General features: G+C 60.1%; 17 protein-coding genes. 7 read left to right on the forward strand and 10 right to left on the reverse strand.

Annotation, left to right across the window (positions count from 1 at the left end):
• Nucleotides 1–58 precede the first annotated feature (58 nt).
• Nucleotides 59–6469: an amino acid adenylation domain-containing protein gene (locus tag VY732_RS17585; RefSeq protein ID WP_331691320.1), complete on the reverse strand. Its 6411-nt coding sequence runs from the start codon at nt 6467–6469 to the stop codon at nt 59–61.
• Nucleotides 6470–6957: 488 nt separating this feature from the next.
• Between VY732_RS17585 and VY732_RS17590 the strand changes: the two genes are divergently transcribed.
• The 4 genes from VY732_RS17590 to VY732_RS17605 all read left to right on the forward strand — a co-directional run bounded on the left by VY732_RS17590 (nt 6958) and on the right by VY732_RS17605 (nt 10422).
• Entirely contained in the window at nt 6958–7752 is a 795-nt protein-coding gene (locus tag VY732_RS17590; protein WP_077572420.1) for a helix-turn-helix transcriptional regulator, read from the forward strand.
• A 33-nt stretch (nt 7753–7785) separates the two neighbouring features.
• The gene (locus VY732_RS17595; protein ID WP_331691321.1) at nt 7786–9180 is read left to right on the forward strand and encodes an efflux transporter outer membrane subunit; all 1395 of its coding nucleotides are present in this window, start codon (nt 7786–7788) and stop codon (nt 9178–9180) included.
• A gap of 157 nt (nt 9181–9337) precedes the next feature.
• Nucleotides 9338–9943: an SCO family protein gene (locus tag VY732_RS17600; RefSeq protein WP_008079652.1), complete on the forward strand. Its 606-nt coding sequence runs from the start codon at nt 9338–9340 to the stop codon at nt 9941–9943.
• A complete protein-coding gene (locus VY732_RS17605) occupies nt 9943–10422 on the forward strand; it encodes a copper chaperone PCu(A)C (RefSeq protein ID WP_331691322.1) in 480 nt (159 codons plus the stop codon). Before VY732_RS17600 ends, VY732_RS17605 begins: the two co-directional genes overlap by 1 nt.
• Nucleotides 10423–10501: 79 nt before the next feature.
• Here the strand turns inward: VY732_RS17605 and VY732_RS17610 are convergent, their stop codons facing one another.
• Together VY732_RS17610 and VY732_RS17615 are read right to left on the reverse strand one after the other, a co-directional pair.
• Nucleotides 10502–10999, reverse strand: coding sequence for a hypothetical protein (locus VY732_RS17610; RefSeq protein ID WP_331691323.1), 498 nt, complete (start codon nt 10997–10999; stop codon nt 10502–10504).
• 126 nt (nt 11000–11125) lie between these two features.
• A complete protein-coding gene (locus VY732_RS17615) occupies nt 11126–12142 on the reverse strand; it encodes an ABC transporter substrate-binding protein (RefSeq protein WP_116029632.1) in 1017 nt (338 codons plus the stop codon).
• Between the two features lie 418 nt (nt 12143–12560).
• On the opposite strand from VY732_RS17615, the gene VY732_RS17620 reads away from it, so the two are divergent.
• Nucleotides 12561–14771, forward strand: coding sequence for an LTA synthase family protein (locus VY732_RS17620; RefSeq protein ID WP_331691324.1), 2211 nt, complete (start codon nt 12561–12563; stop codon nt 14769–14771).
• Nucleotides 14772–14885: 114 nt separating this feature from the next.
• Here the strand turns inward: VY732_RS17620 and VY732_RS17625 are convergent, their stop codons facing one another.
• Entirely contained in the window at nt 14886–15272 is a 387-nt protein-coding gene (locus VY732_RS17625) for a hypothetical protein (protein WP_077572408.1), read from the reverse strand.
• Nucleotides 15273–15550: 278 nt separating this feature from the next.
• Between VY732_RS17625 and katG the strand changes: the two genes are divergently transcribed.
• The gene (gene katG / locus VY732_RS17630) at nt 15551–17821 is read left to right on the forward strand and encodes a catalase/peroxidase HPI (RefSeq protein ID WP_331691325.1); all 2271 of its coding nucleotides are present in this window, start codon (nt 15551–15553) and stop codon (nt 17819–17821) included.
• 281 nt (nt 17822–18102) lie between these two features.
• Here the strand turns inward: katG and pepN are convergent, their stop codons facing one another.
• From pepN to VY732_RS17660, 6 genes are read right to left on the reverse strand one after another with little or no spacing between them, the layout of a single operon-like run.
• Nucleotides 18103–20760: an aminopeptidase N gene (gene pepN, locus VY732_RS17635; protein WP_331691326.1), complete on the reverse strand. Its 2658-nt coding sequence runs from the start codon at nt 20758–20760 to the stop codon at nt 18103–18105.
• 10 nt (nt 20761–20770) lie between these two features.
• Entirely contained in the window at nt 20771–21601 is an 831-nt protein-coding gene (locus VY732_RS17640) for a DUF2797 domain-containing protein (protein ID WP_007919231.1), read from the reverse strand.
• Nucleotides 21598–21858, reverse strand: coding sequence for a YeaC family protein (locus VY732_RS17645; protein ID WP_007919229.1), 261 nt, complete (start codon nt 21856–21858; stop codon nt 21598–21600). The genes VY732_RS17640 and VY732_RS17645 overlap by 4 nt, the downstream gene beginning before the upstream one ends.
• Before the next feature lie 34 nt (nt 21859–21892).
• A complete protein-coding gene (locus tag VY732_RS17650) occupies nt 21893–22762 on the reverse strand; it encodes a rhomboid family intramembrane serine protease (protein ID WP_331691327.1) in 870 nt (289 codons plus the stop codon).
• Nucleotides 22759–23730, reverse strand: coding sequence for a metallophosphoesterase (locus VY732_RS17655; RefSeq protein WP_007919225.1), 972 nt, complete (start codon nt 23728–23730; stop codon nt 22759–22761). The genes VY732_RS17650 and VY732_RS17655 overlap by 4 nt, the downstream gene beginning before the upstream one ends.
• The gene (locus VY732_RS17660; protein WP_003224174.1) at nt 23730–24620 is read right to left on the reverse strand and encodes an NAD(+) kinase; all 891 of its coding nucleotides are present in this window, start codon (nt 24618–24620) and stop codon (nt 23730–23732) included. Before VY732_RS17660 ends, VY732_RS17655 begins: the two co-directional genes overlap by 1 nt.
• Nucleotides 24621–24735: 115 nt before the next feature.
• Between VY732_RS17660 and VY732_RS17665 the strand changes: the two genes are divergently transcribed.
• A complete protein-coding gene (locus VY732_RS17665) occupies nt 24736–25686 on the forward strand; it encodes a DUF1853 family protein (protein ID WP_212621693.1) in 951 nt (316 codons plus the stop codon).
• Nucleotides 25687–25708 lie beyond the last annotated feature (22 nt).

The raw sequence follows: 25708 nt of genomic DNA on the forward strand, positions 1-25708 counted from the left end.
CGTGACTGACCCACCGCAATCGCGAGCAGGCTCACTCCTACAGGGATTGTGGTCGCCGTTAGAGGCGGCGTTTGCGGTTGAGGTTGGGGATGGTGGTCTGGGCGATCTCGACGTGCGTGGCCTGCCGCGAGGTCTGTGCCGCCAGCGCTGCCAGCGTCGGCTGACTGAACAGCGTGCGCGCGTCGACATGCAAACCGACCAGACGCATGCGCGCCACCAGACTGACCGCCAGCAGCGAATGCCCGCCCAGCTCGAAGAAGTTGTCGTGGCGCCCCACCTGCTCGACCTTGAGCACCTGCGCCCAGATCTGCGCCAAAGCACTTTCCACGTCACCTTCGGGTGCCTCGTAAGGACGGCTGAGCAGCGCCTCCGCCCCTGGTTCCGGCAACGCCTTGCGATCGATTTTGTCGTTGGGCGTCAACGGCAATGCCGCCAGCATCACATAGGCACCGGGCACCATGAACTCCGGTAGCTGCGCCAATACATGCGCTCGCAATGCTTCAAGCGTCGGTGCAGCCTGCTCGGCACGCACGCTGTAATAAGCCACCAGCCGCTCATCGCGCACCAGCACCACCGCTTCCCGAATGGCCGGATGTTCGAGCAGCCGCGCTTCAATCTCGCCCAGCTCAAGACGAACCCCGCGCAACTTGACCTGAAAGTCGTTGCGACCGAGGAATTCGAGGTTGCCATCGGCGCCGTAGCGCACCAGATCACCGGTGCGGTACAAGCGGTCACCGTTCACGAACGGGCTGTCGATAAAGCGTTCGGCCTGCAATTGCGGCAGGCCCAGATAGCCGCGCGCAACGCCCACTCCACCAATATGCAAATGCCCACTGACGCCAATCGGCACCGGTTGATCGCAGCCATCGAGGACATACAGCCGCGTGTTGCTCAGCGCCTTGCCGATCGGCACCAGCGTCGGCGGCACCGGCTCGCCGGGCTCCAGCGTCCAACCGCTGCTGTCGACCGTGGTTTCGGTCGGCCCATAGACGTTGTGCAGACGCACCCACGGCAGGCGCTCGCGCACTTGCCGGGCCAGCGCAACGGTCAACTCGCCGCCACCGTTAAGCACGTCGGTGAGGCTGGTGCACTGGCTGACATCGTCCTGCTCGATGAACTGCTGCAACAAGGCCGGCACGAACTTGACCACGGTAATGTTCTGTTCGCGGATCACTTGCGTGACATAAGCCGAATCGCGATTACCGTCGGCCCGCGCCAGCACTAGGCGCATGCCCGAGCACAGCGGCCAGAAGATCTCCCACACCGAACTGTCGAAACTGTACGGGGCCTTTTGCAGCAACGCGCCGGTTTCAGTCGGCGGCGACAACTGCGAGCCCCAGTGCACCATGTTGCAGGCACTGCGGTGCTCGATCATCACGCCCTTCGGCGTACCGGTGGAGCCGGAGGTGTAGATCATGTAGGCCAGGTTCAACGCGCCGAGACCCGGAACCTGCGGATTGTCGTGCGGCGCCTCCTGCCAGACGCCGAGGTCGAGATCGATCAGCGGCACGCCGGGTTCGCCAAGCAGATCGCGCGTCGCGGCGTGCACCAGCAGCGCGACCGGTGCGCTGTCCTGCAACATGTAGTTCAGGCGTTGCAGCGGATAATCCGGATCGAGCGGCACATAAGCACCGCCAGCCTTGAGAATGCCCAGCAGACCGATCACCAGTTCCGGCCCACGCTCGACGCAGATTGCGACTCGCGAATCCGGTTGTACGCCGAGCCCGCGCAGATGATGGGCCAAGCGGTTGGCCTGCTCGTTCAGCTCACGATAGGTCAGACGCTGTTCGGCGAATTGCACGGCGATGGCATTCGGTTTGCGCTGCACCTGTTGTTCGAACAGTGCCTGCAGCGGTTGCTCCATCGGGCAGTCGACTGCCGTATCGTTGAACTCGATCAGCAGCCGTTGCAGTTCTTCCTGCGGTAACAGCAGCAGGCTATTCAGCGGCCGCTGCGGCGTAGTCTCCAAAGCTTCGACCAAACCGTTCAGCGCCGACTGCACATAACTGCAAATGCGCTGCGCACCAATGCTCGACAGGGTTCGGGTGGTCAAACGCAAGCCCGTGCCGAGGTCATCGACACTCAGGGTAAACGGGTAATTGGTGCGCTCCTCGCTGGCCAGGGTCTCGATGCCTTGCCACGTTTGCCGGGAGGTTTTTTGCTCGACATCATCGCTGTGCCGATAGTTGAGCAAGGCACTGAACAGCGGCGCCGGCGCAGCGACGCCACTGCAACGCTGAGCCAGCGCCAAAGAAGCGTGCTCATGGGCAAGCAACGCGGTCAGGCGTGCATGGGTGGACTTCACCGCTGCGCGCGCGCCTTCGCCGACATCGACCCGCAGCGGCAAGGTGTTGATGAACACCCCCAGCGCCCGGTCGGCACCGGCGCCGCCCTGCATGCGTCCCATCAACACCGTGCCGAACACCACGCTGTGCTGGCCGGATGTCGCCGCCAATACTTGCGCCCAAGCGAGGTGGATCAGGCTGGCGACGCTGACGCCGGCCAGACGCGCCTGCTGTTGCAGACGTTGATACAGATCGCTCGTCAGGGTTTGCTCGGCCTCCTCGATGTTGCTGCCGTCGCCCTGCACATTCTGCAAAGCGAACGGCAAGGTTGGCTCGTCGATGTCGGCGAGCATCTGGCGGAAAAACGCTTCATGCTCCTGTTCACTGACACCCAATCGCGTCTGCGCCACATAATTGCGGTACGGCACCGGTGCCGCCAGCGGTTCAGCGCTCCCGGACAGGCAGGCGTGGATTTCTTCGCGCATCGCCTCCAGCGCAATGTGATCCATCGCCAAATGATGGAACAACAGGATGCCGACCACCCGGTTGTGCGCGGGATCACGGGCAACCATCAGGCGCAGCAGCGGCGCCTGACTGATGTCGAGGCGATAACGCCGCGCGTCGAAGCGTGCGTGCAACTGATCGATGATTGCGCCGCCAGCAGGGTCAAGCTCGACTTCCTGCACCGGCAAAATGGCCTCGCGCCAAACGACCTGAACCGGTGACGTCAGCCCTTCCCAAACCACCGCCGTACGCAGGATGTCGTGCCGTGCGATAACCGCGCGCAACGCAGCGGCGAAGGCTTCGACCCGCTCAAGGCTGTCGAACGCCAGCAGTGATTGCAGCAGGTACGGATCGCCCTGCGCAGCGGTGATGTGGTGATAGAGAATGCCTTCCTGCAACGGCGCCAAGGGATAGATGTCCTGCACATTGGCGGCACCGCCGGGCACCGTCGCGACGATGCGTTCGATCATCGCCTGATCCAGTTGCACCAGTGGCAGCAGCTCTGGCGTGATGTGCGTGCAATCGGCGGCAATGCGATTGGCCGGCACCTCGACTTCGCGACCGCTGCCCTCCGCTGCAGCCAATGCGGCCAGTGTTGGTTGGCTGAACAGCACGCGAACATCGCTGCTCATGCCAATCTGGCGCATGCGTTCGATCAGGCCGACGGCGAGCAAAGAGTGGCCGCCCAGCTCGAAGAAATGGTCGTGACGCCCTACCCGCTCGACTTGCAGGACCTCGGCCCAGATCTGCGCCAAGGCGATTTCGACGTCACCTTGTGGCGCCTCGTATTGACGACGGATCAACGCGTCCGGCCCCGGCGCCGGCAAGGCCTGACGGTCGAGTTTGCCGTTGGCCGTCAGCGGCAAACTCGCCATTTGAATATAGGCAGCCGGCAGCATGGCGGCTGGCAAACGCGAGGTCAGGTGCGCGTGCAGTTGCAGGATGTCCAGCGCTTCACGCTCGGTGAACCACGCCAACAGCTGGCCGTCACGCACCAGTACAACGGCTTCCTGCACCGCATCATGGCTGGCGAGAGCGGCTTCGATTTCGCCCAGTTCGACACGCACACCGCGAACCTTCACCTGGTCATCATTACGACCGATGTACTCAAGGTTGCCATCGGCGCGCCAGCGTGCGAGGTCACCGGTGCGATACATGCGCGCATCCGGCTGTGCACTGAACGGATCGTTGAGGAAGCGTTCGGCCGTCAGATCCGGACGATTCAGGTAACCCCGGGCAACCCCGGCACCACCGACATACAGCTCACCAATGATGCCGATCGGCACCGGACGCAGCTGATCATCGAGCAAATACGCCGTGGCATTGCTCACGGGTTTGCCGATGTGCAACGCCTGCCCCGGTGTGATCAACCCCGACGTGGCGACCACCGTGGCTTCGGTCGGGCCATAGTTGTTGACCACCGCAAAAGACTGCGCACGGTTGAACTGGCGCAGACGATCGCCGCCGATCAGCAAGGTGCGCAAGGTCGGGTGATCGAGTTGCTTACTGAAGGCATATTCGGCAATCGGCGTTGGCAGGAAGCTGACATCCAACGGCTGCGCCCGCCACCAGACGAGCAGCGCGTCGATGTCTTCGTTGCCTTCGCTCGCGGGTGACAAATGCAGCGTCGCCCCGGCACACAACGCCGGCCAGACCTCCCAGGCCATCGCGTCAAAACCGAAGCCGGCCAGACTCGAGGTGTGCTGCCCGGGAACGAGTCCGAATGCCGCGCAATGCCAGTCGACCAGATTGCCCAACGTGCGGTGTTCGACCATCACGCCTTTGGGCAAGCCGGTTGAGCCGGAGGTGTAAATCACATAAGCCAGGTGGCTGGTGTTCAACTCCGGCACGTCGGGATCGGCCAAGTTGTCGAGCGACCATTCTCGGCGATCAAGCTCGATCACGGGCAGCGCTGTGGCGGGCAAGCGATCACGCAAATCACTTTGCGTCAGCAGCGCGACCGGAGCACTGTCGCTGAGTAGATAACTCAGGCGCTCGGGCGGATGCGCCGGGTCAATCGGCACATAAGCGGCGCCAGCCTTGAGAACCGCCAGCAGCCCGACCAATGTCTCCAGGCCCCTGCGCGCGACGATTGCCACCCGGTCATCCGGCCTCACACCGAGGCCCAGCAGATGATGGGCCAGCGCATTGGCTTGCTGGTTCAGTTCGGCATAGCTCAGGGTTCGTCCCTGATACGTCGCGACCACGGCGTCCGGTTGTTCGGCCACTCGGGATACGAATCGCTGATGAATCAGTGGGCCTTGCGGATAACTGATACGGGTGTCGTTCCACTCATCGAGCAGGGCCAGCTCTGCCGGGCTATTGAGGTTGAAATCGGCGATCGCGAGTTCCGGACATTCCAGACCCTGCTCCAGTATCAGCAACAAGCGCTCGGTCAACGACGCCATCTCGTCTGCCGTGAAATAGGCCGGCGAGTACACCAGATGCAGCCAGGCCTTGTCGGTGTAACGGTTGCTGCGCAGGTGAAGGGCCAGCGGTGTCGCCTCGTGCTGGTTGGAGACCTTGACCGAGTGTCCCGACGCCTCACCGTAACGGTAATCATGGTCGTCCTGTTCGTAGGACACCGACAGCTCGAACAGTTGCGCACGGTCTTCACGCAACAGGCCCAGCGCGCGGTTCATCTCGCTCAGCGGGTAGCGTTGATGGCGAAAATCCTGTTTCAGGCTATCGCCGATCGCCTTGATCAATTCGCCAAATGACAGCGCCCGGCCAAAACCCATGCGCATCGCACTGACCTGGGTGAACAAGCCCAAGGTGCTTTTGAAGCGGGCACCGGAGCGATTGAGAATCGGCAAGCCGACCACCCACTCGTCACGCTGGGCGGTACGACTGAAATACACATGCAGCGCCGCCAGCAACACATGAAAGGCCGAGCCACCGAATCGTCGCGCGCAGTCTTTCATGCGCTCATGCAGCACGGCTGGAAAAGCCTCGACGTGGATGCGACTTGGCGCTGCTTCAGCGTCAAGGAATTCGCGATGACGGGGGGTCAACAAGGGTTCGGGCAAGCGGCGGTACTTGTCCAGCCAGTAGCGTTGATCGCGCTCGTAGCGAGGTGACTGATGGTAGCGCACGTCATCTTCGATAAAGCCGACATAGGACGGTGCCGCCCTGCGCGGATGCTCGCCACGGCACAACGCGCTGTAGATCTCCCCTACCGACTTGAACAGCAGCGCGAACGCCCAGCCATCGATGATCAAGTGATGGGCCTGGGCCGCCAGCCAGTGGCGATGGCGATCGAGGCGAATCAGACTGAAGCGGAACAACGCTTGCCCGCTCAACACAAAGGCCTGCGCCATCTGCGCTTCGACCAGTGTCCGGGCAGCCGACTGGGGATCAGGTTGGCTGCTGACATCATGCAGCGGCATGGCCACCGGCAACGCCTGGGCAAACCCTTGCAACGGCAACCCGTCGTGACCAACGTCCGATCGCAGAACAATGCGCAAGGCATCATTGGCTTCAACCAGATATTCAAGTGCCGATTGCAGCAATGCCGGATCCAGCGGCCCGTTCAGTTCGACATATCCACCAATGTTATACAGCGGCGAATCTCCGCGGCTCAGTTGGTCCAGCCAGATATCCCGTTGGGCGGCAGTCAGCGCGAATGTCTCGACAGGCACGGACAGATCGCCCGCCACGTTGGCAGAAGTAGGCTGCATAAGATCCTTCTCATGAAATTTTGCCGGTATTCAAGCATCGGCCCCGACGCCGACATGACACCTGAAACCCGGACAATCACTAGACTCGTAGGCGCCTGTCTGACGTTGCGGGCGTGTTTATCGCGGGCTCTGTCTAAAAGTTCTGAGAGGAAATACTGAAAAGCTTGTAGGAAAAAAACCACATACCAGCGCCGCCATTTGCCCGAGCGCTGCCGATCACATTTCACCATCGCCCGGTTTTCCGGGGCTTGAGCGTGACTGAACAGTCACGCTCGCCGTTACGCCGGTGTTCAACAGCGTCAGAACCCCGGCGCCAACAATCAGAAATAGTGGCACTTTGTGTCCCTGTTTTCCCCTACAGACGTAGGACAAATCCATAGGCTTAAATCCCGCTCCAGATCGTGTTCAAGGAGAAATGACGGCGTGGGTGGCTTTTGCATAATCGGCAGACGATTCAGTGATGGTTCTGAACCAGGGATGACAAGGATATGAATCTGACCGGCAGTATTCGCAATATGGAAAACCCGCATTTCTACTGGCAACTGGGTGAGCTGATTGCAAGCACCGGCGATGATCACTTCGCCACGAACATGTTCCAGTTGGTCGACACGCTGGTGCCGGTCAATCGGGTGGATCTCAGTGAGTGGACGCTGGATGAGCGTCAGGCCAGCGTGCTCGATATCAAACCGCTGGGCAGCGCCGGGCTGACGCAGACCTGTGCACCGGCCGAGCCGCTGGAAAGCCCCGACGATCATCCGCTGTTGCAGAAGATGATCGAGATGAACGACTCGCTGCTGATTCAACTGAAGGCCTCGCTGCAGCCTCGCCATCCGCAACACAGTGCTCACCAATGCAATCTGGTCTCGCGCACGTCCAACCGCCGCTGTGTCATCTCGTTTTACCGACCGCATACCCAACGGGTGTTTTCCCTGCCCGAGCTGTCGTTTCTCAAGCGCCTGTCCGACACCTTGCTGCCACTGATCGAACGCCACGCGCAGATCAGCCGGCAACTCCTCGCCAGACAACCGCGTCAGCCCTTGGCCGAACTGGACCAGGCGCCGCTGGCACAGGTGTTCGACGAGCGCCTGGCGATCAGCGACATCGCCTTGTCGGTGCGTGAGAAAGAAGTCTGCCTCGGCCTGTTGACCGGCGGCACCGTGCCGCAAATGGCGGAAAAGCTACGGGTCAAGAACAGTTCGATCGAGACGTACCTGAAACGCGCCACGGCCAAACTCGGGGTCAGTGGTCGCCATGGTCTGGCGAAATGGATGGCCGGCGCCTGAGCACAACGCTCTTTTAATGCATGAGGCAGTTCGATGTTGACGTTGCGACTTTCCCTGCTGTCCATCGCGGTGCTGATGGGCGGCTGTTCATTGATTCCCGAGTATCAGCGCCCCGCTTCCCCCACCGCCGCGCAGTATCCGACAGCAACGCAGGCTGCAACGGGCAGCGAGGACTGGCGCACACTGTTCACTGACCCGGCGCTGCAACAGTTGATCGAAAGCGCGCTGGTCAACAACCGCGACCTGCGCGTGGCGGCACTCAACGTCGAAGCGTTCCAGGCGCAATACCGCATTCAGCGCGCCGACCTGTTCCCGGCGGTGTCGGCCAACGCCAACGAGTTGCGCCAGCGCATGCCGCCGAGCGTGACCCAAGGCAAAGCGCTGATCAATTCGACGTACTCGGCCAACCTCGGTATCAGCGCCTATGAGCTGGATTTCTTCGGGCGCGTGCGCAGCCTCAGTGAGCAGGCGTTGCAAACCTGGCTCTCGACCGAAGAGGCGCGGCGCAGTGCCGAGCTGAGTCTGGTCGCCAACGTCGCCAACGCCTACCTGACCTGGCGTGCCGATCAGGAGCTGCTGGAACTGACCCGTGACACCCTCGCTGCCGATGAGCAGAGCCTGCACCTGACCACGCGCAACCGCGAGGCCGGCAAATCGTCGGCGCTGGAGCAGGCGCAAGCGAAGACCAGCGTCGACAGCTCACGGGCCAATCTGGCGCGCTATCAACGTCAAGTCGCCCAGGACCTCAACAGCCTGACCTTGCTGGTCGGCGCACCGGTGCCGGACGCCCTGCCCGCCCGTCCGCTGGCCAGCGATCTGGTGCAACAACTGCCGGCCGGTTTGCCATCGGATCTGCTGCAACGGCGTCCGGACATTCTCCAGGCCGAATACAAACTCAAGGCCGCCAACGCCAATATCGGTGCAGCGCGCGCGGCGTTTTTCCCCAGCGTCAGCCTGACGGCGAATGCCGGCACCTCCAGTCGTGACCTGTCCGGACTGTTCGCTGGCGGCTCTGGCGCGTGGACCTTTCAGCCGCAGATCAGCCTGCCGATCTTCAATGCCGGCAGCCTGCGCGCGAGTCTGGATTATTCGAAGTTGCAGAAAGACGTGGCGGTGGCCGAATACGAAAAATCCATTCAAACCGCGTTTCAGGAAGTCGCCGACGGCCTCGCCGCGCGCAGCACGTATCAGCAGCAATTGCAGGCGCAGCGCGATCTGGTCGCGGCCACGCAGACTTACTACAACCTGGCGCAAAACCGCTATCAGAATGGCGTCGACAGCAGCCTGACGTTCCTTGATGCGCAGCGCTCGCTGTTCAGTTCGCAGCAAGTTCTGATCACCGATCGCCTCGCGCAACTGGTCGCCGAGGTCAATCTGTACACCGCGCTGGGCGGCGGCTGGAGCGTTGAGGATTCACGGCTGCAGTGAGTCCGTCGTCACTTTTTCTTACACCTTTTGTCGCTCGATCCTCTGCCGTGCGGCGATCCGTGGCCGGCCTCTGCCCTCAGTTTGGTATCATGCGCCGCTTTTACGGTTAACCCCCCGCCAGTCCTGCCGACTGACGGGCTGCAAAAGGCGGTATTAGATGACGGCTTTGTTGACTCGCCGCAAGGTGCTTGCGGGAATGGGCGTGCTCGGGCTAGGCCTGCTCGCCGGCTGCGACACCCGTGGCCAACTGTCGTACAAGTACGGCAAGGATCTGAGTAACAAGATCATGGGGCGCACCTTCAAACTGAAGAACACCGATGGCGAAACCATGACGCTGTCGAGCTTTCGCGGCATGATGCCGATGGTGTTCTTCGGCTTCACCCAGTGCCCGGCAGTCTGCCCGACCACCCTCGCCCGCGCGGCGAAAATCAAGAAACTGATGGGCGCCGATGGCGACCGCTTGCAGGTGATCTTCATCAGCCTCGATCCCGAGCGCGACACCCCGGAAATCCTCGACGCCTACATGAAAGCCTTCGACCCGACGTTCGTTGCGCTGTACGGCACGCTTGAGGAAACCGCAGCCACGGCCAAGGAATTCGACGTGTTCTACGAGAAAGTCCCGGCCGGCGACACGTACACCATCTCGCACACCGCCACCAGTTACGTTTACGACTCCAATGGCGGCTTGCGCCTGGGTCTGTCCACCTCGCTTTCGGCAGAACAATGCACGGAAGATTTGCTTACTGTTATGGAGGTTTGCTGATGCAACCTGTTTTGAACCACATCAAACGCGCCGTACTCGCTCTGTCCCTGCTTGGCCTGGCCTCGCAGGTCTCGGCGCAGACCAAAGTCGACGACGCCTGGGTGCGTGCCACCGTGCCGACCCAGTCCGCCAGCGGCGCGTTCATGACCCTCACCGCCGACAGCGACAGCAAGTTGCTCAGCGTCGCGACGCCAGCGGCCAAAGACGTGCAGATCCACGAAATGACCATGAAGAACGACGTCATGAGCATGGGCCCGGTGAAGTTCGTCGAGCTGCCGGCGGGCAAAGCCGTCAAGCTGGATCCGAACGGCTACCACGTGATGCTGATGGGCCTGACCGGTCAGCTCAAGGAAGGCGACAGCGTGCCGCTGACCCTGACCGTGGAAAACGCCAAAGGCGAGAAAGAGACCATCGAAGTCAAAGCGCCGGTTCGCGCGCTGACCAACATGGAAGGTCACGATCACAGCAAAATGCATTGATCTGACTGAGCGGCAATAAAAAAGGGGCGGCCTGATCGATGATCAGACCGCCCCTTTTTTGTTTTTGATCTGTGCCGAATTAACGCCTGCGGGCCAATGCCTTGCGCACGCTTTCCCGTGACATCCCCGAGCCGGAACGGGTCACGGCTTGCTCTACGGGCGCCTTGGCCAACTGTCCCTTGCGCTTTTGCACCTCACGCCACTGGTAACCGAGATATCCGCCTGCCGCCACAATCCCCAGCCAACCGAACACCGAACTGACGAAGAACCACAGCCCGAGGGTGATCCACACGGTTTTCGAGGTGAACAGCTTCAAGCTGTCATCAGCACGCACCGGTTCAACCGGTTCAACCGCTGCCTGCGTCACCGGTACTCTGTGCACCCCATCCAGATCAATGCGCCAAGCGAAGTCCGCCCCGGCCACCGGAACGTCTAGCTGATTGCCTTCAGCACGATGCACACGAATTTCGCCATCGACGAGCGACATCGAGCTGAAACTGATCTGGGTTTCATAGCGAATCTCGCCGTTGACCTGGGTCACGACCGTTCGTTTTTGGTCGATGGGGGTGTCGCGCATGTCGATTCCTTGAGCGTTCCACGTCGGACGACGTGCGAAGGGATAATCCGTTGGAGTCGAATGCTACTGAGTGGCTATTACGCTGTCCAGAAACAACCCACGGCGTTCCCTTCCGACGACGCATTATCAACTCCCCGCGCCGCTATGCGCCTCTTCAAAGAAGTAATCCTTCCAGCTGTCGGCCTTGTTCTTCAGCACGCCCAGTTCCTGCAATTTCTCGGCATAGATAAAGGTGCGCTGCGGCACCACGGTGAAATCGATTTCCGGGTCCTTGACGATTTGCTCGACCAGAGCCAGCGGCAGTTTCGACTGCTCGACACGAATGTACGCCTGAGCCGCTGCCGGCTTATCAGCCTTGATAATCTTCTCGGCCTCGGCCAACGCGTCGTAGAACGCCTTGTAGGTTTTCGGGTTTTCGTCGTGGAATTTTTCCGTGGTGTAGAGCACGTTGAACGTCGCCTGGCCGCCGAGCACGTCGTAGGAACTCAGCACTTTGTGCACGTTGGGATTCTGCAGAGCCTGATACTGGAACGGTGGGCTGGAGAAGTGCGAGTTGATTTCCGAGCCGCCGGCAATCAGGGCCGCCGTCGCATCGGGATGCGGCAGGCTGACTGAGATATCGTCGAATTTCTTGTATTGCGCGTCGCCGAACTCCTTGGCGGTTTCGATCTGCAAGGTGCGTGACTGGAAGCCGACGCCGGCGGCCGGCACGGCAATCCGGTCCTTGTCAGTGAAGTCCTTGAGCGTCTTGATGTTTGGATTGTTGGTCAGCAAATAGTTGGGCATCGAGCCCAGTGCGGCGATGGCTTTGACGTTCTGTTTGCCCTTGGTGCGATCCCACACGGTGAGCATCGGCGGGACACCGGCAGATACCACGTCGAGCGATCCGGTGAGCAGCGCTTCGTTCATCGCCGTGGCGCCAGAGATGCTGTTCCAGTCGACCTTGATGTCGAGGCCCTGCGCCTTGCCGTGTTTTTCGATGAGATTCTGGTCGCGTACCACATCGAGGATCAAATAACCGATACCGAATTGCTGGGCGATGCTGATCTTGCCTTCGGCCTGAGCGCCGGTGCTGAACAACGCACTCGCGGCCAGAGAAGCGGCCAACAGAGTCAGTGCGGAACGTTTGAACGGTGTGGCCATGACAACCTCGCAGCATGGGGTGGTTTGCTGAAAGGCCTGACTTTATAGATATAAAAAACATAAATTAAATATCTTTATCGCATATCGATAGCACGGGTTGTTGAGCGGAATGAGGATGAGAGCTTTTGATTCCGGGTTCCGATAACAAGATCAAAAGATCGCAGCGTGCCGCAGTTCCTACATTGGAATTCGGTGGCGGCTCGAAGGGTTAAACAGCCTGAAACAATAATTCTACCAGCCTCAATATCGCCGATTGCCGTGTGACCCGAGGGCCGGTCAGGGCTGCAGACGCGCCATCACCTTCGAAAGCCCGCGCACCGACGCATCACCCGAGCGTTTAAAAGGGCGATCAGACAGCTCACCCTTGGTATCATCGCGCACACTTTTATGACGATTTAATGGCTGGAAGGTCTTTTTTGTGAGCGCTCTTTTTAACCGGTTGCGGCAGCCGTATGCCCGCCTCTTTTCGTTGATCTTTCTCGTGCTGGTGGTGCCGGTGTGCCTGCGTGCGGCCCTCGGCTGGTCGGCTCCATTGGGCTATTTGTCGGATCTGGCCATTGGCAGCTTGTTGGTGGTGTTGCTGCATCGCCGGGCGTGGTGGCTGGCCCTGCCGGTGTTGCTGTTCTGGGGATTGCTGGCAGTAGCAACCGCTGAACTGGTCAGCGCCGTCGGCCGGTTGCCGACGCCTTCCGATATTCATTACCTGATCGATCCGCAGTTCGTCGAGAACTCCACCGGTGGCGGGTTGGCCCACCCTGCGGTGGGCATCGCTTTGCTATTGGCCCTGCTGTTCTGGCTGCTGACCCGGTTTGCCGGCCGTGGCATGCCGCGTCCGCCCCTACCCCGCGCGGTCTGGGGTGCGCCGCTGGTACTGTTCGCCGCGCACTGGGGCGCGCAGAACCTGTGGCCGAGCGAAGCCGATCCATGGCGCCAGTACAACCTGCCGCACCAGTTGCTGGCCACCGAAGTCGCCGATCTGCAGATTCGGGGCGAGGAATGGCTGGACGGTGATGTCGAAGAACCCGCGCCGGCCATGGCCGGGCTCACCGACGTCGACCTCAACGGGCAGAAACTGCTGGCCGCACCTGGGCAAGCGCGCAATGTGCTGATCATCGCCCTGGAAGGCATTCCCGGTGCCTATATCCGCGCCAACCGCGAAGCGATCGGCAGCCATTATCAGGAAGACCTGATGCCCAACCTCAGCCGCTGGGCCGAGCGCGGCATGAACACTCCGGATTACGTGCTGCACACGCACCAGACCATTCGCGGTCTGTACGCGATGCTCTGCGGCGATTACGACAAACTCAACAACGGCACGCCCAAAGGCGTGGAAATGCTCACCCTCAACGAGCGCAATCAGGCCTGCCTGCCGGCGCAACTGCGGGAACACGGCTTCAGCACGCACTATCTGCAAGGTGCCGGGCTGCGCTTCATGGCCAAAGACAAGATCATGCCGCACATCGGTTTCGATGCGACTCATGGTCTGGAATGGTTCAGCAACAGCAACTATCTGGAGTTCCCGTGGGGCAAGGATGACAAGGCGTTTTTCGAAGGCGCGCTGGATTATGTCGGCCAACTGAAAAAGCAGAAAAAGCCCTGGATGCTGACATTGCTGACCGTCGGCACGCATCAGCCCTACTCCGCGCCCGAGGAATATCTGGAGCGCTACGAAACGCCAAAACAGGCGGCCGTCGGTTATCTCGACGATGCGCTGCAACAGTTTCTCAACGGCCTCGAACGCCAAGGCGTTCTGAAAGACACGCTGGTGGTGCTCACCTCGGATGAATCCCACGGCATCGACGGCGTGCGCCTGGCCTCGTCGTGGGGTTTCAATCTGACCCTCGCGCCGGAGCACGAACAGCTGCCACGGCTGAACAAAGGTGTGTATGGCCACGTCGATCTGAGCACCTCGATCCTCGACTACTTCGACTTGCCGGTGCCTTCGGCGCTAAGCGGTCGTTCGCTGTTTCGCGACTATGACAGCGGCCGCGAAATCATGTCGTTCACCAACGGCAAGCTGCGTTATCACAACGGTCAGGGGATCTTCTCCGAGTGCGACATGCCGCGCCGCTGCCGCTACTACGAAAGCGCCGGCTTCATCGCCGAAAGCGCCACCTATAAAGGCAACTACAGCGGCCACCCGGCCCGGCAGATCGCTGCTCGCGCCAACGCCCTCGACCTGTCGCTGCTGCGTACGCCGCTCAATCATCGCTATCAGTTCGGCAGCACCAACGTCATCCCGCTGCAAGCGCAGATCAACGATGACTGGGCCGACAATCTGATCGGCGCGCAGTACCTGGAAATGCCCAAAGGCTCGCACACCCGCGTGCGCCTGACGGTACGTTCAGTCGATCCGCAGCAGGCGGCGTACATTCAGCTCAAGGCCAAGGAGTTTGAACAGGACGTGCAGATCGGTCTGCCGCAAGAGATGGTGGCAACTGCCGAGCAGCCACTGGAAATGAACTTCAGCTTCGACAACCCGCAAGAACGCAAAGCGTTTTCTTTCCATTTGCTGGGTTATGGATTGGGTGCGGTTGAAGTGACGGATTTCAGTGTGATTACTGAATTGCCGGGGCAGGATGATCTATTGGATGAGATGCCTGAGGATGACGCTGCACAGTCCAGCTGATAGATGGGAAAGATTAAACTGAAACCCTACATGAAATAATCAAGAACGCTCCCACGTTCACATACATTCAACCCACACCTTAAAAAAAGCGGGGCTTTTAGGCCCCGCAGCACCTCAGCGCATAAACAGAAGATAAGCTCCTGTAACTTTCTTACCGTTCTCCAAAACAAAATCAAACGTTCCTTTCGCATTATTTCGATCATTTGCAAATGTAACGGTCGTCGAACCAGCTTTTACGTCGCTTCTTTCACTATTGATGCCTACTTCCCATTTTACCATTCCAGGTGAATCGTAAAGTTCCACATCATGAGGACCATCACCAACTAAAGAGGTTGGGACCGAAAAAATCACGAAGTTCTCGTTACTTGTCCCGCCAATAAAAAAGTGTCCTGGCCACTCTTTATAATAGCCAGCGTCAGAGTAAAACATTTTTCCATCAACGAAAGCTTCAAAGTCCCCATGTAGATCCCCATCAATCCTCAAATCATTAATTGTATGCATAACTCACCACCCTTCCAATATTCGAATTTAAAGCAAGATACAATTAATCTTGCAACCTCAACTTAAGCCAACTCCGAGGCGACAACAACTGTCATAAATGACAGTCTTTTTGAGTATTAGGGAATAAAAAACTGGTTATTAAGACCATAGGATTCTGAAAGACTTTACCTATCAGCACCCAATAGTCGGCCTATTAGCTGACTCTCCAAGTCGGGTCTAGCCTTACTAGTCCGAAGTCGGCACGAGCCGGCCGTAGCAGACCTGATAAGGACCCGAACATGGCAAACGAATCGAAATGCCCGTTCAACCACGCCGCCGGTGGTGGTACGACGAACCGTGACTGGTGGCCGAATCAACTCAACCTGAAAATTCTCAGCCAGCATTCGCCCAAGTCCGACCCGCTGGGCAAGGATTTCGACTACGCCAAAGCCTTCAAGAGCCTCGACTTTCAAGCCCTGAAACAAGACCTCAATGCGCTAATGACCGACTCCCAGGACTGGTGGCCGGCCGACTTCGGCCACTACGGCCCCCTCTTCATCCGCATGGCCTGGCACAGCGCTGGCACTTATCGCACCGCCGATGGCCGTGGTGGCGCCGGCTCCGGCCAGCAACGTTTTGCGCCGCTGAACAGCTGGCCGGACAACGTCAGCCTCGACAAGGCCCGCCGCCTGCTGTGGCCGATCAAACAGAAATATGGCCGCAATATTTCCTGGGCCGACCTGATCGTTCTCACCGGGAACGTTGCGCTGGAGTCCATGGGCTTCAAGACCTTCGGTTTCTCCGGTGGTCGTCCCGATGTTTGGGAACCGGATGAAGATGTCTATTGGGGTTCCGAGCACGAGTGGCTCGGTGGCGACAGCCGTTACGGCAAAGACAAGTCCGCCATGCAGGAGCCCGGTGACGGCACGCTGGTCGCCGAGCCGGATCTGCATGGCAAAGAAGAGAGCCGCACCGATCAGGGCGAACGCAATCTGGAAAACCCGTTGGCTGCGGTGCAGATGGGCCTGATTTACGTAAACCCCGAAGGGCCTGAAGGCAATCCTGATCCGGTCGCGTCGGCCCATGACATCCGCGAAACCTTTGGCCGCATGGCCATGAACGATGAAGAAACCGTGGCGTTGATCGCCGGCGGTCACGCCTTCGGTAAAACCCACGGCGCCGGCCCTGCCGATAACGTCGGGCCAGAACCGGAAGCGGCCGGCCTCGAAGAACAGGGCCTCGGCTGGCGCAACGCGTTCGGCACCGGCAAGGGTGGCGATACCATCACCAGCGGCCTCGAAGTGACTTGGACCACCACGCCGACAAAGTGGAGCAACAACTACCTGGAAAACCTCTTCGGTTTCGAGTGGGAGTTGAGCAAAAGCCCGGCCGGTGCCCACCAGTGGATTCCGAAAAACGGCGCCGGTGCCGGCACCGTTCCCCACGCCCATGATCCGAGCAAAAAGCTTTCGCCGACTATGCTCACCTCCGACCTGGCGTTGCGTTTCGACCCGGCCTACGAGCAGATCTCGCGGCGCTTCCTCGCCAACCCGGATCAACTGGCCGACGCCTTTGCCCGCGCCTGGTACAAACTGATCCACCGCGACATGGGCCCACTGTCGCGCTACCTCGGCCCGGAACTGCCGAGCGAAGAACTGCTGTGGCAGGATCCGATTCCGGATGTCACTCATCCGCTGATCGACGACAGCGACGCGGCTGCGCTGAAAAGCAAAGTACTTGCCTCGGGCCTGTCGGTGTCGCAACTGGTCTCCACCGCCTGGGCGGCACTCTCGACGTTCCGCGGTTCAGACAAGCGTGGCGGTGCCAACGGTGGTCGTTTGCGTCTGGCGCCGCAGAAGTTCTGGCAGGCCAACCAGCCTGAGCAACTGGCCAAAGTGCTGCAAACCCTTGAGAGCATTCAGAGCGAGTTCAATGGCGGCGGCGCGGGCAAGAAAGTCTCGCTGGCAGACCTGATCGTATTGGCGGGGAATGCCGGGATTGAGCAAGCAGCGAAAAACGCCGGGCACTCCGTCTCCGTGCCGTTCAATCCGGGGCGTACGGACGCCAGCCAAGAGCAAACCGATGTCGACTCGTTTGGTTTCCTTGAGCCGATTGCCGATGGTTTCCGCAACTACAGCAAAGGCAAATACACCGTTTCGGCCGAGGCGCTGCTGATCGACAAGGCACAACTGCTGACCCTCACCGCGCCGGAAATGACCGTGTTGCTCGGTGGCTTGCGGGTGTTGAACACCAATGTCGGGCAGACCCGGCATGGTGTGTTCACCTCGCAAACTGAAGCGCTGACCAATGACTTCTTCACCAACCTGCTGGACATGGGGGTGGAGTGGAAGCCAACGTCACGGGATGCGGATGAGTTCGAAGGACGCGACCGTAAAACCGGCAGCGTGAAGTGGACGGCGACGCGGGTTGATCTGGTGTTTGGTTCCAATGCGCAATTAAGGGCGTTGGCTGAGGTGTATGCCAGTTCGGATGCCAAGGAGCAGTTTGTTAAGGACTTTGTTGCGGCGTGGACGAAGGTCACCAACCTGGACCGTTTTGACCTGAAGTAATTTTTAGTCAATAAAAACGCCGCATTGATTAATGCGGCGTTTTTTTATGCGTACGGCTTGGGGAGTTGTGTTGATGCATAAATCCTACCCCCTCACCCCAGCCCTCTCCCCCAGGGGCGAGGGGGAAAGGGAGCAGATCGGGGGCCGTTCAAAACCTGAGTTCGACTCGGTCATTCAGGTCGGCGTATAGCGCAAAGGCACCTCGGTCAGTCCCCTCTCCCACTGGGAGAGGGTTAGGGTGAGGGCCGGTCCACAGCTGGAACACCGACTCCAACACACCATCAAGCCAGACTTTTGCTCACCACTTCATACACATCACTCGACAACCGCCCCGACGCCCGAATCCGCTCAAGCTCGCCTTTCATCAAGGCCTGACGCGCATCGTCATATTTGCGCCAGCGAGTCAGCGGCGCCAGTTGGCGAGAAGCAATCTGCGGGTTAAAGCCGTTCAGCTCGATCACCAGATCCGCGAGGAAGCGATAACCGGAACCGTCCGCCGCGTGGAAGTTGATCAGGTTCTGCCCGGCAAACGCGCCGACCAGCGCACGCACCTTGTTCGGGTTCTTGATGTTGAACGCCGGATGCTGCATCAACGCTTTCACGCGCTCCAGACCTCCTGGCAAAGTACTGCCGGCCTGTACGCTGAACCACTGATCCATGACCAGAGGATTGTCCTTGAAGTGCTCGGCGAAACTGGCCAGCGCCAAGGCTTTCTGCTCTTCGAACGGCGAGTTGACCAACACGGCCAGCGCGGTCAGGCGTTCGGTCATGTTGTCGGCGCTTTCGAACTGCTCCAGCGCCGCCGCCAGGACTTCCGGCTTGCCGCTGAGCATCAGGTACGACAGCGCAATGTTCTGCAGCGCGCGGCGGGCAAAGTGCTCGGCTTCGGCGACGTACGGGGTTTTCTTCGACAGATCACGGTTGGCCTGATAACGCAGCCACAATGCCTCGAACAAACCTTCCGCCAGTTGCTGACGAGCGAACTCACGGGCGATATGGATCGCATCGACATCCGCCACTTCGCTGATTTCAGTGAGGTACGCCTCACCCGGCAACGACAGCATTTCGGCGACCATCGCCTGGTCCAGCGACTCATCCGACAGCACCGTGCGCAACGCTGAAACCAAACGCGGATCGAGCTTCAGGCTTTCGCCCTTCTGCTGTTGGCCAATCAGTTCTTGCAGCACCTGCACCGACAGTTGTTGACCGGCATCCCAGCGGTTGAAGCCGTCGCTGTCGTGCTGCATCAGGAACATCAATTGATCGCGGTTGTACGGGAAGCTCAGTTTCACCGGTGCCGAGAAACCGCGCAGCAGCGATGGCAGCGGCTGTTCAGCGATGTCAACGAAAGTGAAGGTCTGCTCGGCTTCAGTCACCGAGATCACGCGAGTGGTGCCTTGCGCCGACGCTTCACCGCTCAGACGCAAGGCAATTTCGTTGCCCTTGCTGTCGAGCAGGCCCAACTCGACCGGAATCACGAACGGCAGTTTTTCAACTTTGTCCGGGGTTTCCGGGCAGCTCTGGCGGAAGGTCAGGCTGTAGGTTTTCGCCGCAGCGTCGTAAGACTCGCTCACTGCCAGACGCGGCGTGCCGGCCTGGCTGTACCAGCGCTTGAACTGGGTCAGGTCGACGCCGTTGGCATCTTCCATCGCCTTGATGAAGTCGTCGCACGTCACGGCTTGGCCGTCATGACGTTCAAAGTACAGATCGCTGCCCTTACGGAAGCCTTCGGCGCCGAGCAAGGTATGGATCATGCCGACCACTTCCGAACCCTTCTCATAAACGGTCAGGGTGTAGAAGTTGGAGATCTCGATGAAGCTGTCCGGGCGCACGGCATGAGCCATCGGGCCGGCGTCTTCGGCGAACTGGTGGGTACGCAGGTACGCCACATCCTGAATGCGCTTGACCGTGGCCGAGTTCATGTCGGCAGAGAAGCCGGAATCACGGAACACGGTGAAGCCTTCTTTCAGCGACAGCTGGAACCAGTCACGGCAGGTCACGCGGTTGCCCGACCAGTTGTGGAAATATTCGTGAGCGACGATCGCTTCAACGCGCTGATGCGCGGCGTCGGTGGCGGTTTCGGCGCGGGCCAGTACGGCGCTGGAGTTGAAGATGTTGAGGCCTTTGTTCTCCATCGCGCCCATGTTGAAGTCGTTGACGGCGACGATCATGAAGATGTCCAGATCGTACTCGCGACCGTAAACCTCTTCGTCCCAGCGCATCGACTTCTTCAGGCTGGTCATCGCGTGCTGGCACTTGTCGATGTTTTCCGGCTCGACGTAAATGCGCAGCGCGACGTTGCGGTTGGTCATGGTGGTGAAGGTGTCTTCGACGCACCACAAGTCACCGGCCACCAGCGCGAACAGGTACGCCGGTTTCATGAACGGGTCTTCCCAGGTTGCCCAGTGCCGGCCGTCTTCGCCCGGGCCACTGGCAATCGGATTGCCGTTGGAGAGCAATACCGGATAGCTGTGCTGCTCGGCGACCACGGTGGTGGTGAACTTGCTCATCACGTCCGGGCGGTCGAGGTAATAGGTGATCTTGCGGAAGCCTTCGGCCTCGCACTGGGTGCAGAACATCGTGCCGGATTTGTACAGGCCTTCCAGCGCGGTGTTGGTTTCCGGGTGGATCTTGACGCTGGTGTCGACGGTGAAGGTTTCGCTGGTCGGCTGCAGAGTCAGATGGTTTTCGGTGACCTGGTAATCGCCGTCAGACAGTTCTTGATCGGCCAGCGTCACCGAGAGCAATTCCAGCTGCTGGCCATCGAGTACCAGCGGCGGCAGGCCCGGGCCACGCGCCGGGTTGCGGCGCATGACCAACTGCGCGTGCACCAGGCTGTGATCCTCGAACAACTCGAAGGTCAGGTGTGTTTCGTCGATCAGGTACTCGGGCGCCTGATAGTCCTTGAGGTAAATCATCTTCGGTTGTTCGGTGCGCATGCTGGAGTCCTTATTGATGCACGGCGAGCTGATAAGCCGTGTACTTGCGAATATTGATCACGCCGGTATCGAAGATCAGGTACTGGCCTTTGATGCCCAACAACGTGCCTTCGGCAATCGGGTTCTTGTCCAGGTTGAAGCTGACGATTTTGGCCGGGTATTGCTCGACCGGATAGCGGATTTCCAGCGGTTCGACATCGGCAATGGTCTGAATTGCCTGTAGGCCGAATCGCTCCTGCAAACCTTGCAGGCCTTCGGCGCAGCTTTCAAATAACTGGTCACGCACCTGCGCCAGATCCACCGCTGCCGCATCGCCCTTGAGCAATGCACGCCAGTTGGTTTTGTCGGCCACTTGGCTGCGGAACAAATCTTCAACGAAGCCCGACTGCTGCCGCGTCGAAACGCGCATGATCGGCAAGGCCTGACACGCGCCCTGATCGATCCAGCGGGTCGGCAGTTGCGTTGCACGGGTGATGCCAACCTTGATGCCAGACGAGTTGGACAGGTAAACCACATGATCGGTCATGCAGAACTGCTCGCCCCACGCAGGATCGCGGCACGTGCCGGCGTCATAGTGGCAGCGCTCCGGGCTCATGATGCACAGGTCGCACTGCGCCAGTTTGGTCATGCACGGGTAGCAGTAGCCCTGACTGAAACTGGTCTTGGTTTTACGCCCACAATGGGTGCAATGGATCGCCCCCAGGTATTCCAGACGCACCGTGGTGCCGATCAACGGGTTGACCGGCACCTCGACGTCATCCAGACGAAACGCGTATTGCACATTCGGCCCGTCCAGACGCGCCGACATTTTGCTGATTGCACCGCGGCCAATCTCGATCAATGGATGGCATCCGACTTGAACAGGATGTTCGGCACTTCGATCGACTTCGATGCACATTCCTGCGGGCCCATGTAACCGGTGCGCTGGTCTTCAGGCAGGTTCTGGATTTCCCAGGCGATCATCGCCTGCAGCGACAGTTCGCGCTGTTCGGCGGTGAGCTTGCCACCGTCCGACCATTTGCCGATTTCCACGGCCAGTTTCAGACTCTCGTAGATGTCCGGGGTAATGTTGTTGATCATGTCGTTAAAAGAGGACATCAGGGTCTCCGTGCTCTTAATCTACAGAAAAATTTCAGACGGCCAGTTTACGGCGGTTATACAAACCACCCAACAAACCGGTGAAGCATCCGATGAGTAACCCGCCGACATGGGCGGCGTTGGCGATTTCGCCGAAACCGATCATCGAGATCAGCCCGGACATGCACACTAGCAACCACACCAGCATCATCACCAGCACGCCGCGCGGCAGGCGATAGGCCGGGTTCGGCGCCAGCAGCTGGAAAATCCAGCAATGCCCGAGCAAACCGTAAAGTACGCCGGACAGACCGCCAAACAAGGTCGCGCCGCTCCAGACAAACTGTGCGTAGTTGGAAACGAGGCTGAACAGCAGCGTCAGGCCGATCAGGTTGATGCTGCCCTGACGCGACTCGATACGCCGGCCCAGCTCCCAGTACCACATGCCGTTCATGGCCAGGTGGAGGATGCCGAAGTGGATCAGCATCGGCGTGACCAGCCGCCACCACTGCCCCGCCGCGAGGCTATCGGCCAACGACGTGAAATGGATGTATTCGCCGACTACCTGAAAATCGAGGAAGGTCAGCCAGCGCAGCGTTTGCAGGTTCTCACCGAGGTAGGTCAGCCCGCCAACGATCAGGCACAGCAACAGGATGAACCCGGTGGCCTTGGCGTATTTCAGTTGCTCGGCGAAGCTCGGCCGCTTGAAGGTTGGCGCGACGGGAATGTCCATTTGCTGATCGGGATCACCCGCCGGGAAGCGCTCGTACAGCGAGCGCACGTCGTCGCTGATTTCCGCCGGTGCCCACAGCACCTGTTCGCCGGCCTCTTCGCTGACCCGATGCGGGACCTGCATGCGTTGCAGCAGTTTGACGAAACCGCTCAAGTCCACCGCCAACGGCAGACGCAATACCGCTACCGCACTCATTGCAGCACCTCCGGCCGCTCGACATCGACCCAGACAAATTTATGCGGATCCAGACGGGTTTCCTGATCCAGACGATAGGCGACCAGTTTGCCGTAGAGCACCGCGCTGTAATCCAGACACGCGAGATTCGGGCGGATCGGCGCCGGTTTGCCGCTGCGCCAATAGTGGCCGACGAACAGCAACGGCTCGTCGACGCCGTAGCGCAGCAGGTTGTTTTTTTCGCTGGAGGTCAGCGGCTTCTGCGCCACCGGGTCTGGCAGTGCATCCGGCTGGAAAACGATATCGCCGTAGGTCTTCGGATCGTCTTCCCAGAACTTGGTGCGGAAGAACGAACGCACCAGACCATCGCCGCTGGTCATGGTCAGACCATCCGGCAGGCGCATATCGGTGCCGCGCAACAGACGGTCGAACACGGTGCAAGCGAAACTGTCCGGCACCGCCGAGGCCTGCAGGAAGTGTTCATCGATGCAACCGTTGGGGAACAGCGCGCGCAGCGGTTCGATCAGGCCAGCATCCCAGCAGGCGTGGACGACGCGGAAACGCCCGGCGTCGACAAACAACGGCAGCTCATAGAACCAGCGCTGGAAATCGTGCCAGTCGCCGGGATGGTCTTCGAACTGGGTCAGGGTTTCGTGCAGCAGACGTGCGTGGCGCGGCGTGTGTTCGCGGACGAACTGCTTGCCGCTGCCCGGTAGCGCTGGGGTGCTCCAGCCCAGTGCGTTGAACTCGTGGTTGCCCATGATGCACAAGGCCTGACCGGCCTCGACCATGTCGTGGACGATGTGCAGCGCCTCGCGAATGCGCGGGCCACGGTCGATGATGTCGCCGACGAACACGGCCATGCGCGATGGATGCCGCCAGACCCCGCCCTGTTTGTGATAACCGAGACGGTCCAGCAAGTGTTCGAGGGTCAGGGCGCATCCGTGCACGTCACCAATCAGGTCATAACTGCGCGCGGGATCGAGCATCAGTCGCCTCCACCGCCCAGCTTGCTGCCCCAGCCGAGCTTGGTGCGGCAGACTTCGTAGTAGTTATGGTCGAGCGGGTGGATCAGCCGCAGCTTCTGCGCTTTTTTGCTGACGGTGATGGTGTCGCCCGGCGCGCAGGTGAAATGGTTCTGCCCGTCACAGGAGACTTGCGGGTAAATCTGCATGTTTTTCGACACGACGATTTTCAGCTCACTGTTGCCATCGACCACAATTGGCCGGCTCGACAACATATGGGGGTACATCGGCACGATCACAATGGCATCGAGCTTGGGATGCATGATCGGCCCGCCGGCAGACAACGCGTACGCGGTGGAGCCGGTCGGTGTGGCGACGATCAGGCCGTCGGCCTTCTGGCTGCAGACGAACTGGCCGTCGATGTACAGCTCGAACTCGATCATCCGCGTCGATTTGCCCGGGTGCAGCACCACGTCGTTGAGCGCATCGCCCTGACCGATGGCCTCGGCATGGCGGCGCACTTCGGCTTGCAGCAGGAAGCGGTTTTCCACCAGATAGTGGCCGTCGAGCACCTTGGCGACTTCGACTTCCAGTTCGTCCGGGCGAATATCGGTGAGAAAACCCAGGCTGCCACGGTTGATACCGAGCACCGGAATATTGTGTTTGGCCAGCGCCCGAGCGGCGCCGAGCAGGCTGCCGTCACCGCCGACGACGATGACCATGTCGCAGACTTCGCCGAGCATCTTGCGCGACGAGGTTTGCAGGCCGTGGCCCGGCAGCACTTCGGCGATGGTGTCTTCGAGGATCACATGCAGGTGACGATCGAGCAGAAACCGTTTCAGTCGGCGGACGGTATCCAGCACCTGGGAACTGCCCAGGCGACCGATGATGCCGATATTACGAAATTGCTCCATGGGACCTCTGCGGACAATCGAAAACGCGAAAAACCCGATTATGGGCGAAAGCGCCGGTTAGACAAAATCCTTTCAGCCTCAAGGGTGTGCTCGTGTTTAAGGCTATGCTCGCAAGATGATCCTATTTCCCGACTTGCTGCAGTTGCCCCACCAATTACGCCACCCGGAAGTGCGTGATCTGGCGTGGGTGATCCTCGCCCCGCCGATGCTTGCTACTACGCCGTGGCCGCAGCGCCATCCGCTGGCGGGCAGCGATTGGGTGCACGATCCAGAGCGACTGGAACACTGGCTGCGCCAGCTCGACCGCGACAGTTATGGCTTGCTGCATTGGTTGTCGCAGGCGCGCACACGGCGGCTGGGCCTGTATTACGAGCGTCTGTGGCAGTTTGCCGTGGAGCATGCGCCGGGCATTGAACTGATTGCCGCCAATCTGCCGATCCGTCGCGAGGGCCACACTCTCGGTGAACTGGACATGTTGTTGCGTGACCGCGACGGTGTGCATCACCTCGAACTGGCGATCAAGCTCTACCTCGGCCCGCAGAATGGCGACGGCCGTAATGCGGCGCAGTGGCTGGGGCCTGGTTGCCATGATCGGCTCGATCGCAAACTGGCGCATCTGGCCGAACATCAACTGCCGATCTCGGCGCGCCCGGAAAGCCGCGAAGTGCTGGCGGCGCTGGATATCGAGGTGTTCAGCGCGCAGCTGTGGCTCGGTGGTTATTTGCTGTACCCGTGGCCCGGGCAGGCTGAATCACCGAACGGTGCGCATCCGCAGCATCTGCGCGGGAGCTGGTTGCATCAGAAGGATTGGCCGGCGTTTGTCGCGCAACGCCCGGCCGGACGCTGGCAACCCCTGCCCCGGCATGCCTGGCTGGCACCGGCGCATTACCCGGCTGATCAGACCTGGACTTTGGAGCATTTACGGATGTGGCTGGAGGATCTGGAACCGCTGGCCCCGGCGCAGTTGATGGTGCGCCTGATCGAGAATGCGCAGGGGGAATGGGAAGAGGCTGAGCGGTTGTTTCTGGTCTCGGATCTTTGGCCGAATGTCCCCGGCCAGGCCTGAAAATTTCAGTGCCTGACCCGGC

The sequence above is a fragment of the Pseudomonas sp. ZY71 genome (assembly GCF_036542145.1).
Lineage (GTDB): Bacteria > Pseudomonadota > Gammaproteobacteria > Pseudomonadales > Pseudomonadaceae > Aquipseudomonas > Aquipseudomonas koreensis_A.